General features: G+C 68.0%; 14 protein-coding genes. 6 read left to right on the top strand and 8 right to left on the bottom strand.

The window, feature by feature from the left end:
• Positions 1-7: 7 nt before the first annotated feature.
• Positions 8-427 carry an ATP-binding protein gene (locus J4H86_RS13175; protein ID WP_236543788.1) on the bottom strand — a complete coding sequence of 140 codons (420 nt, stop codon included), beginning with the start codon at positions 425-427 and terminating at the stop codon, positions 8-10.
• A gap of 363 nt (positions 428-790) precedes the next feature.
• Here J4H86_RS13175 and J4H86_RS13180 point away from each other — a divergent pair, with 363 nt between their 5' ends.
• Together J4H86_RS13180 and J4H86_RS13185 are read left to right on the top strand one after the other, a co-directional pair.
• Positions 791-1,603 (top strand): helix-turn-helix domain-containing protein, encoded by an 813-nt coding sequence (locus J4H86_RS13180; protein ID WP_394356492.1) that lies wholly within the window; start codon positions 791-793, stop codon positions 1,601-1,603.
• Positions 1,600-1,785, top strand: coding sequence for a DUF397 domain-containing protein (locus J4H86_RS13185; RefSeq protein WP_236543789.1), 186 nt, complete (start codon positions 1,600-1,602; stop codon positions 1,783-1,785). Before J4H86_RS13180 ends, J4H86_RS13185 begins: the two co-directional genes overlap by 4 nt.
• Positions 1,786-1,904: 119 nt before the next feature.
• On the opposite strand, the gene J4H86_RS13190 is transcribed toward J4H86_RS13185, so the two are convergent.
• Together J4H86_RS13190 and J4H86_RS13195 are read right to left on the bottom strand one after the other, a co-directional pair.
• A complete protein-coding gene (locus J4H86_RS13190; RefSeq protein WP_236543790.1) occupies positions 1,905-3,278 on the bottom strand; it encodes a glutamate decarboxylase in 1,374 nt (457 codons plus the stop codon).
• A 121-nt stretch (positions 3,279-3,399) separates the two neighbouring features.
• Positions 3,400-3,906 (bottom strand): TetR-like C-terminal domain-containing protein, encoded by a 507-nt coding sequence (locus J4H86_RS13195; protein ID WP_236543791.1) that lies wholly within the window; start codon positions 3,904-3,906, stop codon positions 3,400-3,402.
• Here J4H86_RS13195 and J4H86_RS13200 point away from each other — a divergent pair.
• Complete coding sequence (locus tag J4H86_RS13200; RefSeq protein ID WP_236543792.1) at positions 3,881-4,372, top strand: SRPBCC family protein; 492 nt, start codon at positions 3,881-3,883, stop codon at positions 4,370-4,372. The genes J4H86_RS13195 and J4H86_RS13200 overlap by 26 nt on opposite strands.
• A gap of 78 nt (positions 4,373-4,450) precedes the next feature.
• Here the strand turns inward: J4H86_RS13200 and J4H86_RS13205 are convergent, their stop codons facing one another.
• Positions 4,451-4,993: a helix-turn-helix domain-containing protein gene (locus J4H86_RS13205; protein ID WP_236543793.1), complete on the bottom strand. Its 543-nt coding sequence runs from the start codon at positions 4,991-4,993 to the stop codon at positions 4,451-4,453.
• Positions 4,994-5,205: 212 nt separating this feature from the next.
• On the opposite strand from J4H86_RS13205, the gene J4H86_RS13210 reads away from it, so the two are divergent.
• Together J4H86_RS13210 and J4H86_RS13215 are read left to right on the top strand one after the other, a co-directional pair.
• On the top strand, positions 5,206-5,955 hold the full coding sequence (locus J4H86_RS13210; protein ID WP_236543794.1) for an ABC transporter ATP-binding protein: 750 nt from the start codon (positions 5,206-5,208) through the stop codon (positions 5,953-5,955).
• Positions 5,952-6,746 (top strand): ABC transporter permease, encoded by a 795-nt coding sequence (locus J4H86_RS13215; protein ID WP_236543795.1) that lies wholly within the window; start codon positions 5,952-5,954, stop codon positions 6,744-6,746. Before J4H86_RS13210 ends, J4H86_RS13215 begins: the two co-directional genes overlap by 4 nt.
• Before the next feature lie 153 nt (positions 6,747-6,899).
• Here the strand turns inward: J4H86_RS13215 and J4H86_RS13220 are convergent, their stop codons facing one another.
• From J4H86_RS13220 to J4H86_RS13235, 4 genes are all read right to left on the bottom strand, one after another.
• On the bottom strand, positions 6,900-7,556 hold the full coding sequence (locus tag J4H86_RS13220) for a response regulator transcription factor (RefSeq protein ID WP_236543796.1): 657 nt from the start codon (positions 7,554-7,556) through the stop codon (positions 6,900-6,902).
• Positions 7,556-9,013: a sensor histidine kinase gene (locus tag J4H86_RS13225; RefSeq protein ID WP_236543797.1), complete on the bottom strand. Its 1,458-nt coding sequence runs from the start codon at positions 9,011-9,013 to the stop codon at positions 7,556-7,558. The genes J4H86_RS13220 and J4H86_RS13225 overlap by 1 nt, the downstream gene beginning before the upstream one ends.
• Before the next feature lie 118 nt (positions 9,014-9,131).
• Complete coding sequence (locus J4H86_RS13230; RefSeq protein ID WP_236543798.1) at positions 9,132-11,147, bottom strand: serine hydrolase; 2,016 nt, start codon at positions 11,145-11,147, stop codon at positions 9,132-9,134.
• Between the two features lie 219 nt (positions 11,148-11,366).
• A complete protein-coding gene (locus J4H86_RS13235) occupies positions 11,367-13,280 on the bottom strand; it encodes an ABC transporter ATP-binding protein (protein WP_236543799.1) in 1,914 nt (637 codons plus the stop codon).
• Positions 13,281-13,623: 343 nt separating this feature from the next.
• On the opposite strand from J4H86_RS13235, the gene J4H86_RS13240 reads away from it, so the two are divergent.
• Positions 13,624-14,514 (top strand): SAM-dependent methyltransferase, encoded by an 891-nt coding sequence (locus J4H86_RS13240; protein ID WP_236543800.1) that lies wholly within the window; start codon positions 13,624-13,626, stop codon positions 14,512-14,514.
• The last annotated feature ends 36 nt before the right edge of the window (positions 14,515-14,550 follow it).

Raw genomic sequence — 14,550 nt, forward strand, 5'->3', positions numbered from 1 at the left:
GTGGGGGTTAGGTGGTGGTGAGTTTGGCGGTGATGGTGTGGTGATTGGTGAATTTGAGTGCGCGCCACCAGTCGGCGTGTGCTTCGACGAGCCAGAGTCCTTGACCGCTTTCGGGTAGGTCACCGTCGCTGTTTTCGCGCGGTTGTTTGTAGGGCGGGTAAGGGGCGCCTGCGTCGGTGACGGAGAGGTAGAGGGTGGTGTCGGTGAATTCGGTGTGGACGGTGTAGGTTCCGCCGGGCTTCCCGCTACGGGAGTGCTTGATCGCGTTCGTGGCGAATTCGGAGGCGATGAGCACCGCGCGGTCGACGGTGTCGGCGTCGATCCCTCGGAGTGCGCACTGTTCCCGCACCCACGTCCGAGCGAGCGCGACGGTTTCCGCGACACCGTCCAGGGTCTTCCGCGGGGTTGTCGGAGTGACGGGCCGCATTACACACCACCACCCACAACACGCATAGGGCCGGTCGCGAGCACCGACGACACCGTCGAGGGGTGCGTCAACGCCGCGCCACACGACCGGCAGCACGCCCACGCCACGGACTCGAACACGTAGCGCCGGATCCGCGCGGGGCCACGACGGCGAAACCACACACGGCCATTAGGGTCAGACATGTCCATCTGGGGTCCTTCCAGTTGGGCCACGCCCCCGGACGCTGAAATCGTCGCGGGGGTTTCTTGGCTGGTTGGCCATCAGCCTTATAGGAATCATTGGTTGGAGCCAGTGAACTTACGTTGTCGACAAGAATCGGCATCAGGGTAGAGATTGGTAGAGCTATCGCATAAATTCCTACCCATGGGTGATGCGCACAACGATGCGAAGCCGGAGCTCAAGAGGATCGGTGCTGAGATTCAGCGATTGCGCCTCTTAGCTCGGATGACGCAAGCGCAGCTTGCGAGTTCGATGCAGGTTGCCCCGCCCACAGTCAGTTCTTGGGAAACCGGGCGTAGGGAACCAGATCGGAACACTGTGGACAGATTGGACAGTGTTCTCTCTACCGGCGGCGCATTGGGGCAGATAGTAGTCAGCGCAAGGGCCCCACGAGAGATACCAGAGTCTTGGCGAGATTTCGCACAGCTTGAGCGCCAAGCGGTAGAGATTCGTGACTACCAGACTGGGCTGATCCCAGGTCTCCTTCAGACCCGCTCCTACATTCAGAGTCTGATGCGGAACATCCAAGCCGAGACCGGGGCCGACGACCTCAAGCGCTTCGAGGATGATCGAGTTGCCCGCTTGGATCAGGTTCCGCAGACCTCATTAACCTTCGTGGTGGACGAATTAGCGGTTCGGCGAGTTCTCGGGTCATCCCAGGTTATGCGGGAACAGATCGAGTGGATCCTGGAGTTGATCGAACTGCAGCGAATCCGCTTCTCCGTCGTCCCGATGAACTCCCCAACTTGCCCGATCCCGACAGGACCGTTCCGCATCATGAGCCTGTACAACGGACAGCTCGTCGGCCACGCCGAGCACTGGGGCGGTATCGCGGTCGTCAGCGAGGCGGTCCGCGTGAACATGATGCTCAGGCTGTTCGGTAACTTGCAGAGTGAGGCGCTTTCAGCTTCCTCCTCAACGAAACTGCTGCACGAGATCAAGACGGGGTTGTCATGACTGAACTGGCCTGGCACAAGAGCAGCTACAGTCCAAATTCAGGCTCTGACTGCGTCGAGGTCGCCGAAACCCCCCACACGGTCCTCGTCCGCGACACCCAGCACCGCCACCTCGGCCACCTCACCCTCCCCGCCACCGAATGGCAGGCGTTCCTGCACGCCATACGCCGCGACGAGCTGTGACCCATCACTTCAGGGGCTAAGAGGCCAAAACATCAAGGCCACGCTCCGCGTGACCCCTTGTGGCCAATGGGTCCATCACCGCACCCACTTCCTGGCCTGGTTCGGGTGTCGGCGGGAGGTCAGTGGTGGAAGCCGACGTTGGGGCCGGGGCCTCGGGCTCCGTTGTGGAGGTCGGTGAGGGCTCTCCGCATGTCCGAGGTCAGGAGTTCGATCTTGTCGGCGCTGATTCCGCGGCGGATGATGACGCGTTGGGCCACCGTATGGTCTCGATCCGCCGGTAGAGGGTAGGAGGGCACCTGCCAGCCGCGGGTTCGGAGGCGGTCGCTGAGGTCGTAGAGCGTGAAGTCGACGGACGGGTCGGCGAGCGTGTAGGAGACGGCGGGGAGGGCTCCCCGTCCGTCGTAGAGCAGCGAGAAGGGACCCATCGCGGCGATGGAGTCGGCGAGCCCCCGCGCGGTGTCCAGACACGTCCGCTGCACCCGGCGGTAGCCCTCTCGGCCGAGTCGCAGGAACGTGTAGTACTGGGCGATGACCTCGCCGCCGGGCCGGCTGAAGTTCAGCGCGAACGTGGGCAGGTCTCCGCCGAGGTAGTTCACGCGGAAGACCAGCTCCTCGGGAAGATGCTCCCGATCGCGCCAGATCACCCACCCGACCCCGAGGGGTGCGAGCCCGTACTTGTGGCCCGAGGCGTTGATGGAGACGACCCTCGGCAGCCGGAAGTCCCACTCGAGCTCGGCCTGGCAGAAGGGGGCGACGAACCCGCCACTGGCGGCGTCCACGTGGACCGGGACGTCGAGACCGGTGTCGCGTTGGATGGCGTCCAGCTCCGATGCCAACGCGGCGACCGGCTCGTAGTCGCAGGTGAAGGTCACGCCGAGGATGGCGACCACACCGATGGTGTTCTCATCGACGTGGTCACGGAGCTGTTCCGGCCGCAACCCGGTGGCTCCCGGCAGCAGCGGCACCTGGCGGAGCTCCACGTCGAAGTACCGGGCGAACTTCTCCCAGCACACCTGCACCGGCCCACAGACGAGGTTGGGCCGTGTGGTGTCCTCGCCCGCCGCGGCGCGGCGCTGGCGCCAGCGCCACTTCATGGCGAGACCGCCGAGCATCGCGGCCTCGCTGGACCCCGTCGTGGAGCAGCCGATGGTGTGGTCGGACTCGGGCGCGTGCCAGAGGTTGGCGAGGATGCGCACGCACCGCGACTCGATCTCGGCCGTCTGCGGGTACTCGTCCTTGTCGATCATGTTCTTGTCGAGACTCTCCACCATGAGGCGTCGTGTCTCGTCGTCGGCCCAGGTCGTGCAGAAGGTCGCCAGGTTCTGGGCGGCGTCCCCGTCAAGTCCCAGCTCGTCGTGGATCAGGGCGTAGGCCACCCGGGCCGGCGACTCCCTCTCGGGCATCCGGTGCCGGGGCAGTGGCGCCGCGCTGAGCTCCGACGCGTACACGTCCAGCGGCTCGCTCCCGACCTCGTCAGCCTTGTGCAACGCCATGGGACCCCCACCCGACGCCCGTGAACCGACGCCATCTCGCCTGGACAGCAATTACCCCGCTGCCAGCAATTAAGCGCCCCGCGCCGCCCGACGCAACGCCGACTCCCCCAGTTGACCGGACCTATACCTCGGGCGACGCCCCAGCTCCACCACGCAGCATGGCGACCAGGGAGGTCACGAGCTCCTCCTTGCTCGGGGACTCGGGTCTCTTGCGCAGGTGGCCGCCGAGCTCCAGGTCCATGGCTCCGTGCGCCGTCGCCCAGATCAGCGACAGCACCCGTGCGGTGTCCCGGCTGAGCGAGGTGTGCTCCCGTTGGGCCTGTCGCACGACCTCCTCCATCGCGCCGGTGGCCCGCGCAGCGGCGGCGGCGAGCTCCTCGTGTGGGCCGGTCCAGGATCCGAATGTGAGTTTGAACCGGGCCGGGTGCGCGCTGGCCCAGTCGAGGTACCGCAGCGCGGCCGACTCCAACCGCGCCGCCCCCGCACCGGCGGGCGCCGCGACGCTCTCGGCGAGCCGGCGCAGCTCCCCGGCGGCGACGGTGGCGAGGAGGTCCCGCTTGTCCTCGAAGTGTTTGTAGGGCGTGTTCCAGACCGACGGCAACGTGTCGGCGACCCACTCGGTGGTCATCGACGCTCCCCGCGACGCCGTCCACCGCTGGAACAACGAGCCTGACCGCGACCTCGGCGACCTCATCGAGGCCAGCGACGACTTCCCCCAGGTCGTTGGTACCGAGATCATCTGGGGTGAGTGGGATCCCGAGGGCGACCGCTCGGGCGACCGACGACGCGTCCTCTTCGCCGACGGCCACTCGCTCGCCGAAGAGGTCCTCGTGGACAGCTCGGAGCGGTTCCGCTACGTGATCTGGGGTTTCACCGACTTCCGCCGGCTCGCGGTGGACCACGGCACGGCGGAGTTCGTCTTCGAGGACCAGGGCGACCAAACCCGCGTCACGTGGACGTACCAGCTTCGGCCCACCACCCCCCTGGTGCGCCCCTTCGTCGCCGACTTCATGACCACGACCATGTCGGCCATGATGACCGACACCCTGGAGGCCATGCGTACCGGTGTCGAGGCCGAGCAGGACTCAGAGTGACTCCGCCACTCAACTGAGACCTGGATCCCGACGCCCCGAACACGTCATCGACGATTCCCGACTACCGGTCGGCGCGGCCTACGTGTCGTCGGGCAGGAGGATCGTGGTCATCATGAGGCGCCGGTGGGTGCCGGAGTCCGTCTCGTCTGGTGCTCGCAGGTAGGGCGTGAGGAGGTCGGCGAATCCCCGCTGGATGCGCTCCAGGTCCTCGTCGGTCACGTAGAGCGCGGCCTGGTTGTAGTTGACGTGATCGGCTAGGACGTCAATCGACTCACGGGCCAGGTACGCCTCGAAGTCGGAGCTGAGGCCGGCCAACAGCAGGTGGAAGGCGTCGCGGTGCTCTTCGCGGGACATCGCCGCCGCCCCTGACTCACCGACGGCCTGACGCGTCTGATCAAGCCGGTAGGTCCGTTCCACCGCGCCACGAACCCGGCGTTCCGACACGATCTCCAGGACCCCAGCGTCGGCGAGAACACCGACGTGCCGGTAGAGCGTCGTCACCGGGACGTCATCGATCAATCCTCGAAGCTGCGTGGTGGTCAACTCCCGACCGGAGAACGTCCGGACGATACGCCAACGCACAGGATGCAGCAGAACGTCAGCCAAGGACTTCTCGCTCATGTGCTCTCCGTCGGATCCATCCTGGGAAACATTACCGTTCCGGCGGGCCCAGCTCGTGTTCCGATTCGCCCGCCATCCACCTGGTGTGGCCGCGTGACACGATGACCGGCCCCCTTCATTTCCATCATTGGTAATATTCCAATACTAGGAATTGATCAGCGGGAACGGAAGGGGAGTCGCATGCGGCAGGTCCACACCACGGGGAGCACCCCGTGACCCCCCGGAGGGCGCCGATAATCGAGGTCAGCGGACTCAGCAAGCGTTTTGGAGACGTCAAGGCCGTCGACGGGCTGTCCTTCGACGTACGTCCTGGTGCGGTGACGGGCTTCCTGGGGCCGAACGGATCGGGAAAATCCACGACGATGCGGATGATCCTTGGCCTGGTCAAACCCGATACGGGTACGGCGACGATCGGTACGCGGCCCTACGCCACGCTTCCGTCCCCCACCCGGACTGTCGGAGCGGTGCTCGACACTGCGCGCGCCCACCCGGCGATGACCTGCGCCGATCACCTTCGCCTCTATGCCCGCTTTGGCGGGCACCCACCAACAGCGGTCGACCGGGCCGCCGGCCTCACTGGGGTGGACTCATTCGCCGACCGACGCACGCGCGCGCTCTCGACGGGCATGCGTCAACGCCTCGCGCTGGCGACAGCGCTGCTCGGCGACCCCGACGTGCTGCTGTTGGACGAACCCGCCAACGGACTCGACCCCCAGGGACTCGCGTGGATGCGCGGCTTCCTGACCTCCCTCGCGGCCGAAGGCCGAACGGTATTGGTCTCCAGCCACGTCCTCTCAGAGCTCGAACAGGTGATTGACCAGGTCGTCATTATCGCGGCCGGTCGGCTGGTGACCGCCGGGCCTCTGTCCGACGTGCTGGCATCGACCAGTACCGACGACGGACCCGCCACCTCCCTGGAGCAGGTGTTCCTCGCCCTGACAACGAAAGACACCGCCTCATGACCCATCTCCTGCGCGCCGAACTCTTCCGCATCCGAACGACGCGTCTCTGGCTCTGGGCCCTCCTCGCCGCTGTCGTGTTCGGCGGCTGCTTCACCGCATTGTTCACGTTCGTCGGGCCGGAGAACTTCGATCCACCCATGCCGCCCCTGTCCACCGCCGAGGGCGTGCGCGCCATGCTCGGCCTGGGCACGGTGACGCTCTTCGTTCCCACGCTGATCGGGACGGTCGCGGTCACCAACGAATACCAGCACCACACCATCAGCCACACCTATCTCGCCGTACCCCGGCGCGGCCGCGTACTCACGGCGAAACTCCTCGCGTTCTCGCTCGTGGGCGTCGGATACGCGCTCGTCGCCACCGGACTGATCCTGGCCAGCCTGTACGGCGCCACCGTCACGACCGGAACCCAACTCGGAGCATCGTTCGGCGACGTTCTCATCGTCCTCGGCGCCAACGCCGCCGCGATGGTCGCCTACACGCTCATCGGTGCCGGAATCGGCGCGCTGGTTCGCAACCAGATCTTCGCCGTGGTCGGGGTAATCGCCTACTTCACTCTCTTCGAGGTCCTTCTCCTCATGGTCCCGGGGCTCAACGCCGTCTATCCCTTCCTGCCCGGCGGGGCAAGCGCCGCGCTCACCGACTTCAGCTACCTCACTGACACGATGTACGTCGAGACCGGCGTCGCCACGTCGCTGCTGTCCCCCGCGGGCGGTTTCGCGGTCCTCTTGGCCTATGCCGTTGTCGCCGGTGTCGTCGCGACGGCCACGTCCCTACGGCGGGACGTGTCGTAAGGCGTTCGGTGTGCAACGGCGGTGCTCCTACAGGGAGGGCGATGTCCCGTCACCGCGCCCGTTGGCATCGAGCCGCGCCACGCCCGGATCCAGAGCGAAGCAGGTGGCGTGGGGACGCTAGAGTTCACGTCCCCAACGCCGTCAGTCCGCGCGTCAGGGTGTGGCCACTCCCTGCTGGTAGGCCCAGACCACGGTCTGCAGCCGGTCCCTGGCGCCGATCTTGGTCATGGCGCGGCCCAGGTGGGACTTCACCGTCGTGGTCTCGATGTGCAGCGCGCCGGCGATCTCGCCGTTGGACATGCCCTGGGCGAGGAGACGGACGATGTCGGTCTCCCGGGCGGTCAGCCCCCCGGGGTCCTCGCCGCCGCGGGGGCGGGGCGGGCGCCGGCGGGCGAACTCGTGGATCACGCGCCGGGTCACGGTCTGGTCCACGAGGCCGTAGCCGTTGGCGAGACGGCGGATGGCGTCGGCGAGGTCGTCGGGTTCGGTGTCTTTCAGGACGAACCCGCTGGCGCCGGCCTCGAGCGCGCCGAACACGTACTCGTCGAGGTCGAACGTGGTCACCACCAACACGGCCGGCGCCGTGCCCGTCGCCCCCTCGACGATCTGGCGGGTCGCGGTCAGACCGTCGCCGCCGGGCATCCGCACGTCCATACAGACCACGTCCGGTCGCAGGGTACGGACGAGCTCGACCGCCCCCGGACCGTCACCGCACTCCCCCACCACCTCGATGTCACTGGTCAGGTTGAGGATGACCCGGAAACCGGCCCGCACCACGGCTTGGTCATCCACGAGCAGGACTCGAATCATCACGCACTTCCCGTCTCGGCGTCACTCGATCGACCACCCGACACCTCCCGGCTGACCGGGAGCGTCAACGTCACGTTCCAGCCGCCGGCGGCGGTGCGACCGGCCCGCAGAACGGCACCGACCAGTTGGGCCCGCTCATGCATCCCGACCAGGCCGAGGCCGCGCGGTGTCCCCGCGGATTCGGCATGCTCGAGAGCGAGATCCCGTCCAGGCTGGTTCTCCACCTCCAGCACGACCTCGGACTCCGCGAACCGCAACGCCACCCGCACCGCGGCTCCCGCCGCGTGCTCGCGGGCGTTGGCCAGAGCCTCCTGCGTGACCCGGTAGAACGTGACCCCGGCGATGGGCGAGAGAGGGTAGCTCCGGCCTTCGCGTTCGAACTCGATCGTCGCGCCGAGAGCACGCTCGGTCTCCAGCAGTCGGTCGATCGCCGTCAGGTCGGGAATGGGGGTGCCGCCGGTCCCCGGTTCTCCGTCGTGGCCGAGCGAATCCCCCGAGGGCAGGGGGCGCTCCCCGGGCTCACGCAACGCCCCCACCACGAGGCGCAGCCCATCGAGCGTCTCCTTGCCCTGGGACCGGACCCAGCTCGTGGCCTCGCGCGCCGCCTCCTCGTCGCGGCCGATGAGCCGCTCCGCGGCGGCCGCCTGCACCACCATCCCGGACAGGTGGTGTGCCGCGATGTCGTGCAGCTCGCGCGCCATGCGCGATCGCTCGGCGCGGACCGCCCCCTCGGCCCGCTCCCGCTGTGCCCGCACCGCCTCCTCGGCGTTCACACGCACGAGTTCGGTGTAGCGGCGCCGCATCGCGACGTAGGTTCCGGTCAGGGCCGCCACGACGTAGCTGAAGGCAAGCGAGAGGATCGGCCCCGAACCCACCATCACCGAGTCGTCGACCAAAGACAGGGTGGCCGGGGAGGCCCACGGCTGGGCGGCGGGACTCGCCTGGGCCGCGGTGGCGAAGACGATCCCGACGCTCTGCACGGTGACGACCGCGCCGATGATCCACAGCAGTCGCGGGACGGGAAGCCGCACTCCACAGGTGTAGGCCGCGATGAGTGGCGCGGGAGTCAGAAAGGAGACGTCCGAGGGCATCAGCGCACTGATCACCAACTGGGCGAGGGACACCACGAGCAGGCAGGCCAGCACGTTCACACGACGAACACACAGCACGAGGCCCTGGGCCACCATGAGGGCGGCGAGGGCGGCCGTCCCTCCCGACGACAGCGTGACCTCCTCCGCCTGACCCATCGTGACGAGCATCCCTTGGAGCAGCGCCACGGACGCCAGTGCGGCGATCACGGCCAGGAGGCAGTCCCGGGCGAAGGCTCCCCGCACGCCCAGTCGGTTCAGTGGGTCGTGGAGCCACGCCCCGAAGCTGATGGGGCTCGGTGGGGTCGAGTCGGGCCGTTCGTGGGTCGACTGGGCCATCGTCGTTCCCGGATGTCGGTCGTCGGTCATGGGGAGCCACCCGGTCGTCGTGGAGGGACAACAGCATCATGCCGGACGTACGCGGGCGAACACGCACAGTCGGCGGGGACGCGTGACCGTCCCCGCCGACGCCCACGCATCCGGCCCGTTAGTAGGTCACGCTGGTCGCGACCAGGCTGAAGACGGCGCTGAACCACGCGCTTCCCACCAGGGCGAGGAAGACCAGCGCGCTTCCCAGGCGCCGCCACCAGCCGGCTCCGTGGCGGAAGTCGTTGAACAGCACCACGGCCGCGGGGATTGCCCCGAAGAACCCGATCACCTGCAGCACCTGCACCCCGCGCAGGGCGATGTGGGGCACCTCCTGGATGCTCATGACGATGAGGACGGCCACGGTCCAGCCGATGAACGCGGCCAGGGCACTAGAGACGCTGACGCGGGTCAGGATCCGGGGGATCCGCCCGGCGCGGCCACGGGTCGGCCAGGACAGGCGTCGCCGCACGATCGCCCCGATCGGCCAGGACAGGATCGAGATCAGGAACACCGTCACCGAGAAGATCAGAATGGGCAGCGCGATCCCGGAGTCGCGGGCGTCCGCCGAGGGCAGCAGGGAGAACGCCGACGCGAAGCCGATGGCCTGAACCTCGTCGTTCTCCACCCGCATGGAGAGGATGCGCTGCCCGCCGACCTCGCGCCACACCCACGGTTCGATCTCCTCGTACTGCGCGGGTCGCCCAGTGGTCGGGTTGGGTTCCACGATGATGGTGCCGTCGTCCTGCGCCATGATCGTGGTCTGGTCGAGAAGCCCGGCGACGTTGAGGAAGGTGCTGTACATCCCGCGCGAGCTCTCGTACCGGCCTTCGGCGATCGCCGCGTGCTCCTGCGCGGTCGGCTCGACGTCGGCGTCCAGAGCGCCGGACTCAGGGGGGAAGTACCGATCGGCGAAGCCCAGGGCCACCTCCTCACGCAGTGCCACGCTGGCGATGTCGGTGTTCCCCCCGCTGTTCACGCTGACGAAGATCCCGGAGCCCGTCTCGGGGTAGATTTGCATCTCGGAGTGGAACAGGTTGGTGTCCCCGCCGTGACCGATGATCCGGTGCCCGTTACGGCTTTCGTCGAAGAAGCCGAGGGTCATTTGGGGACCGTTGGCGAGGTTGCCAAGGCCCTCCTCGTCCGCGGCGGGCTGCTGCATGAGTTCCAGCGTCTCCGGCTCCAACATGGGCTGGCCGGTCTGCAGCGTCCCCAAATGCGCCTGCATGAACAGCGCCATGTCGGTCGCCGACGCGGAGAGGGACCCCGCGGGATAGCCGGAGACCACCTCGAACTCGCCGGCGGGCTCCCCGTCGGCGCCGTAGCCCGCGGCCAGACGGGAGTCCAGCTCGTCGGGCAGCGGCTGGGTGAAGGTGGAGGAGTTCATCCCGATGGGCTCGAGCACGTTCTCCTGCACGTACTCGTCGAAGGGCATGCCGCTGGTGACTTCGACGATGTACCCGGCGAGGGCGTTGCCGTAGTTGGAGTAGGCGGGCACGGTTCCCGGCTCATACACCTGCGCCGGCGGGTCGGTGACCAGGTGGTCGCGGAGGTCGACTTCCTCCCCGTCGGACTTCATCGTGTCCCCGAGCCGTTCTTCATACCCGGGGGTGTGGGTCAGCAGGTGCCGCATGGTGAGGTCCTGGTCGAAGGTGCGCTCCACCTCGAAGTCCAGGTACTCGTCGATGTCGGTATCCAGGTCGATGTCACCCGACTCCACGAGCTGCATCACCGCGGTCGCGGTGAACAGCTTCGACACCGAACCCACGCGGAACACCGTGTCCTCCGGGTCGACGAGCTGCGCTTCCGACTCACCCGACCCGTTGTCGGCGTAGCCGTAGCCGCGCGCCGTGAGGAGTTCGCCGTTGTGGACCACGGCCACGGTCGCCCCGGCGGTACGGGTCTGCTCCAGCGACGGCGGGATCAGCCCGTCGAGCCAGGCGTTGACGTCCTCTTCGGTGAGTTCCCCGGTCCCCGACGGCGGGGTGGGGATCGGGGGCGTAGGCGTCAGCGGCTCGGCGGGCGCGCCACAACCGGAGACGGCGAGGATGCTTGCGGCGCCGAGCACCGCGAACGCGGCCCGCGCGCCGCGCCGGAACCGCCGCGGGGGGTTTTCGTCGGGGGTGGTCACGAACATACTCCTGGTCCTTGCGCGCACCGGGCGTCCGGACCTCGTCCGCATGCCGCACCCGATGCCTCCACCGCCAGTGTGCTGAAAGTGACCATCCGGACACATCGTGCGTTGGTAGCCACTTCGCCTGCGACCTTCGTAGGAGACGGACCCCTACCCCCGACCACAACGCGACCCTGACCAGCCCAAGGGAAGCCCGGCCTCGGGGCTCCCCTTGGGCGGGCGTCACGACGGGGTGATTCCGGTGTAGGCGGTCGCCTGGATGGTGAAGAGTTCGCGGTAGTGGCCGTCGGGGATGGCCATGAGTTCTTGGTGGGTGCCCTGTTCGATCACCTTGCCCTTGCTGAGGACGTAGATCCGGTCGGCCATCTGGACCGAGGCGAGGCGGTGGGTGATCAACAGAACCGTGGCGCCGGCCGCGGCGGCGTGGAGGGTGTCGAAGAGGCGGCGTTCGGCCTTGGCGTCGAGGGCGGCGGTGGGCTCGTCGGCGATGACCAGGTCGGCGTGGCGGTAGAGGCCGCGGGCGGCGGCCATGCGTTGTTTCTGGCCGCCGGAAAGGTCCGCGCCATCCACGAACCGCTTGTCAAGCAGCGTGTCCAGCCCGTACTTGAGTTCCGCGACGACCTCGTCGGCGCCGCTCCGCTGGAGGGCGCTCTGGAGGCGTTCACGGTCGGTCTCGTCGTCGGACATGAGGACGTTGCGCAGGGCCGACAGCGGCCACTGCGTGTAGTCCTGACTGACGAGGCCGATCCGTGCCCGCAGCAGGTCCGGGTCGAGCGTCGCGGTGTCCTCGGAGTTCCAGTACAACGCGCCCCCCTGCGGGGTGTACAGGGCCGCGATCAGGCGGGCGAGGGTGGTCTTGCCCGACCCGTTCTCGCCCACGAGCGCCACCACCTCGCCCGCGTGGATGTCGATGTCGACGCCGCACAGCGCGGGCTCGTCCTCCCCCGGGTAGGAGAACACCAGGTCGCGCGCGCTCAACGTCACCAGTGGGCCCGAGAGTTCGCGGCTGGCCGGACGGGGCAGATGGGCGCGGGCGCTCGCGGAGAACTCCTCGACGTCACTGGCGTAGAGACTGGACTCGTAGCAGCTGTTCGCCGCGTACAGGGTCTGGTTGAGCGCGGCCTGGCCCTGGCGGATGGCGAGTACCGCGGTCCCCGCGATCGCCAACGGCATATGCCCGCCGATCAGCAGCGCGCCCAAGGTGACGTAGGCCCCGAGCGTGGCGACGCCGCTCCCCGCCTCACCGCCGAGTCGGATCAGTGTCTGGCGTCGGGCGACGACGAGCATGACGCCTCGGACGTGGTCGGCGACGCTGGTGTACTCGCGCTGGAGCAGGGAGCGCATGCCGTAGGCGCGCAGCTCCGCGGCGGAGAACCGCTCGGCCAGGAGGCCCCCGATGATGTGCTGGTGCCGCCGGGTCGTGGTCATCTGTCGGATCCGGGTGTAACGCAGCCGGGCGGCCTTCGCCGCGGCCCATCCGACGGGGATGACGGTGAGGATCAGCAACGCGAGCAGCAGCGGGTGGAGTACGGTCAACACGCCGGCGACCGCCAGCATCCCGACCATCCCGGTGAGGACGTCAACCCCCGCGTTGATCATGCGGGAGACCTCGTAGATCCCTCGGTCCCGGGCCCGCGCCATCTGGTCGTTGAACTCGGAGTCGTCGAACGCCTCGAGTTTGATGCGGGAGGTGAGGTCGAACAGGGCCAGTTCCGCGACCCGTTCCACCTGCGGGTCCAGGCGGGCCTGGGCCCAGCCGGCGGCGGCCTGCAGCAGGATCTGCGCCGCGACCGCCCCGGCGACCAGCATCAACGACGGAAGCGCTGCCCACACGCGTTCGGGCGTCGGACCCTCGGCGAACAGGGCCTCCAGAACCCCGGCGACCGACACCAAGGCGAACGCCGTGAACACTCCCGCGGCCACGTTGAACCCGACCGTGGCGACCGTGTCCCGGGGGCTCGCCCGCCACGCCCACCGCGCCCCCAGGCCGAGGAGACCGGGCATCCGCGTGAGCACGGTCAGGAATCCGGCGGACTCCAGCTCCGCCAGGAACGGAAAGTACCGGTTGGCCCGCACCTGTGGGTGGTCGGGGGTGGGGGTCGGGTGGGGCGTGCGACGCCTGCGCCACGGACGCATCACAACTCCTCGGAGTGGGGGATCGGACTGTCGCGCGGCGGAACGCCCTCAAAGTCGCCCACCGCTCCATCACCTCCTCCCCGGTGGGGACGTCAACGTCGCCGTCGCCCTCGTTGTGGCCGCGTCGTCACCGCATATCGGCACGGCCGTACCCCATGCGACGACCACGAAATGCCGCACGGAATGGCGACACCGCCACCACCTGAATTGATCTTGGGCGTTCCATAATGGACGGTCGTATCGATCGGAAACATCGGCGTTTGATGATCAATATCTGGTGACACCGCGAACGGGAGCGCCTAGGGTTTCCCCCGACGTCGGCCCGAACTCCAAGGATCCCCCCATGGCGAACCCCAACGACTTCATGAAAGGCGTTTCGTCCAACGCGGACTTCTCCGCCTTTCCACCGGACATCACCACCGACCGACCCACCATCGCGCGCAGTTATGGATATCTGCTCGGCGGTAAGGACAATTTCGAGATCGACCGAGCGACCTCCCTGAAGGGCCTGGAGGTGTTTCCCGAGTCCCTGGACATCGCGCGGGAGAACCGACTGTTCCTCTATCGGGCCGTGCGTTTCCTCGCCGAGGAGGCGGGAATTGACCAGTTCCTGGATCTGGGGTCGGGCCTGCCCGCGGAGAACAACGTGCACCAGGTTGCGCAGGCGACGAACCCCAACGCGCGTGTCGTGTACGTGGACATCGACCCGATAGTGCTCGCGCACGGCCGGGCGCTGCTCGCGGAGAACGCCAACACCACGATCATCACCGCCGACATCACCGATCCGGACTCCGTCATCGGACACGAGGAGACCACTCGTCTCATCGACTTCGACCGGCCCGTGGCGGTGTTGCTCTTTTCCATCCCGCACTGCGTTCCCGACGACGACGCCGCCGAACGCACCATCCGCGCCCCCATGGCGCGGGCGGCACCCGGCAGTTATCTCGCGATTTCCCATGTGGTCTCCGACGACCCGGCCATCGCCGCGGCCGGCACGGACACCGCGACCAGGCTCGGCGTTCCGTGGAAGACGCGAACCCCCGGCGACGTGGAGCCGTGGCTGCGCGACCTGGAGGCCATACCCCCCGGACTCGGCGACATCGGCGCCTGGCGCCCGGACCCCGACCAGCCGCCCCTCGCCCCGGTCGCCGAGCCGCTCCGCAGGTTCGTGGGCGCGCAGGACCCGACCGCCAAGCGCGCCTACGAATACGGCGGCGTGCTGCGCAAGCCGTGAGGGCTCTCGAAGACGCCCCCACCGCCGCGGGATTCC

This window comes from Spiractinospora alimapuensis (assembly GCF_018437505.1).
Classification (GTDB): domain Bacteria; phylum Actinomycetota; class Actinomycetes; order Streptosporangiales; family Streptosporangiaceae; genus Spiractinospora; species Spiractinospora alimapuensis.

Excerpts from the sequence above, each read along its gene's own strand:
- J4H86_RS13240 (WP_236543800.1), top strand. The coding sequence starts at position 13,624 with ATGGCGAACCCCAACGACTTCATGAAAGGCGTTTCGTCCAACGCGGAC.
- J4H86_RS13175 (WP_236543788.1), bottom strand. The coding sequence starts at position 427 with ATGCGGCCCGTCACTCCGACAACCCCGCGGAAGACCCTGGACGGTGTC.
- J4H86_RS13230 (WP_236543798.1), bottom strand. The coding sequence starts at position 11,147 with ATGTTCGTGACCACCCCCGACGAAAACCCCCCGCGGCGGTTCCGGCGC.
- J4H86_RS13190 (WP_236543790.1), bottom strand. The coding sequence starts at position 3,278 with ATGGCGTTGCACAAGGCTGACGAGGTCGGGAGCGAGCCGCTGGACGTG.
- J4H86_RS13235 (WP_236543799.1), bottom strand. The coding sequence starts at position 13,280 with ATGCGTCCGTGGCGCAGGCGTCGCACGCCCCACCCGACCCCCACCCCC.
- J4H86_RS13215 (WP_236543795.1), top strand. The coding sequence starts at position 5,952 with ATGACCCATCTCCTGCGCGCCGAACTCTTCCGCATCCGAACGACGCGT.
- J4H86_RS13195 (WP_236543791.1), bottom strand. The coding sequence starts at position 3,906 with ATGACCACCGAGTGGGTCGCCGACACGTTGCCGTCGGTCTGGAACACG.
- J4H86_RS13220 (WP_236543796.1), bottom strand. The coding sequence starts at position 7,556 with ATGATTCGAGTCCTGCTCGTGGATGACCAAGCCGTGGTGCGGGCCGGT.
- J4H86_RS13225 (WP_236543797.1), bottom strand. The coding sequence starts at position 9,013 with ATGACCGACGACCGACATCCGGGAACGACGATGGCCCAGTCGACCCAC.
- J4H86_RS13205 (WP_236543793.1), bottom strand. The coding sequence starts at position 4,993 with ATGAGCGAGAAGTCCTTGGCTGACGTTCTGCTGCATCCTGTGCGTTGG.
- J4H86_RS13180 (WP_394356492.1), top strand. The coding sequence starts at position 791 with ATGGGTGATGCGCACAACGATGCGAAGCCGGAGCTCAAGAGGATCGGT.
- J4H86_RS13185 (WP_236543789.1), top strand. The coding sequence starts at position 1,600 with ATGACTGAACTGGCCTGGCACAAGAGCAGCTACAGTCCAAATTCAGGC.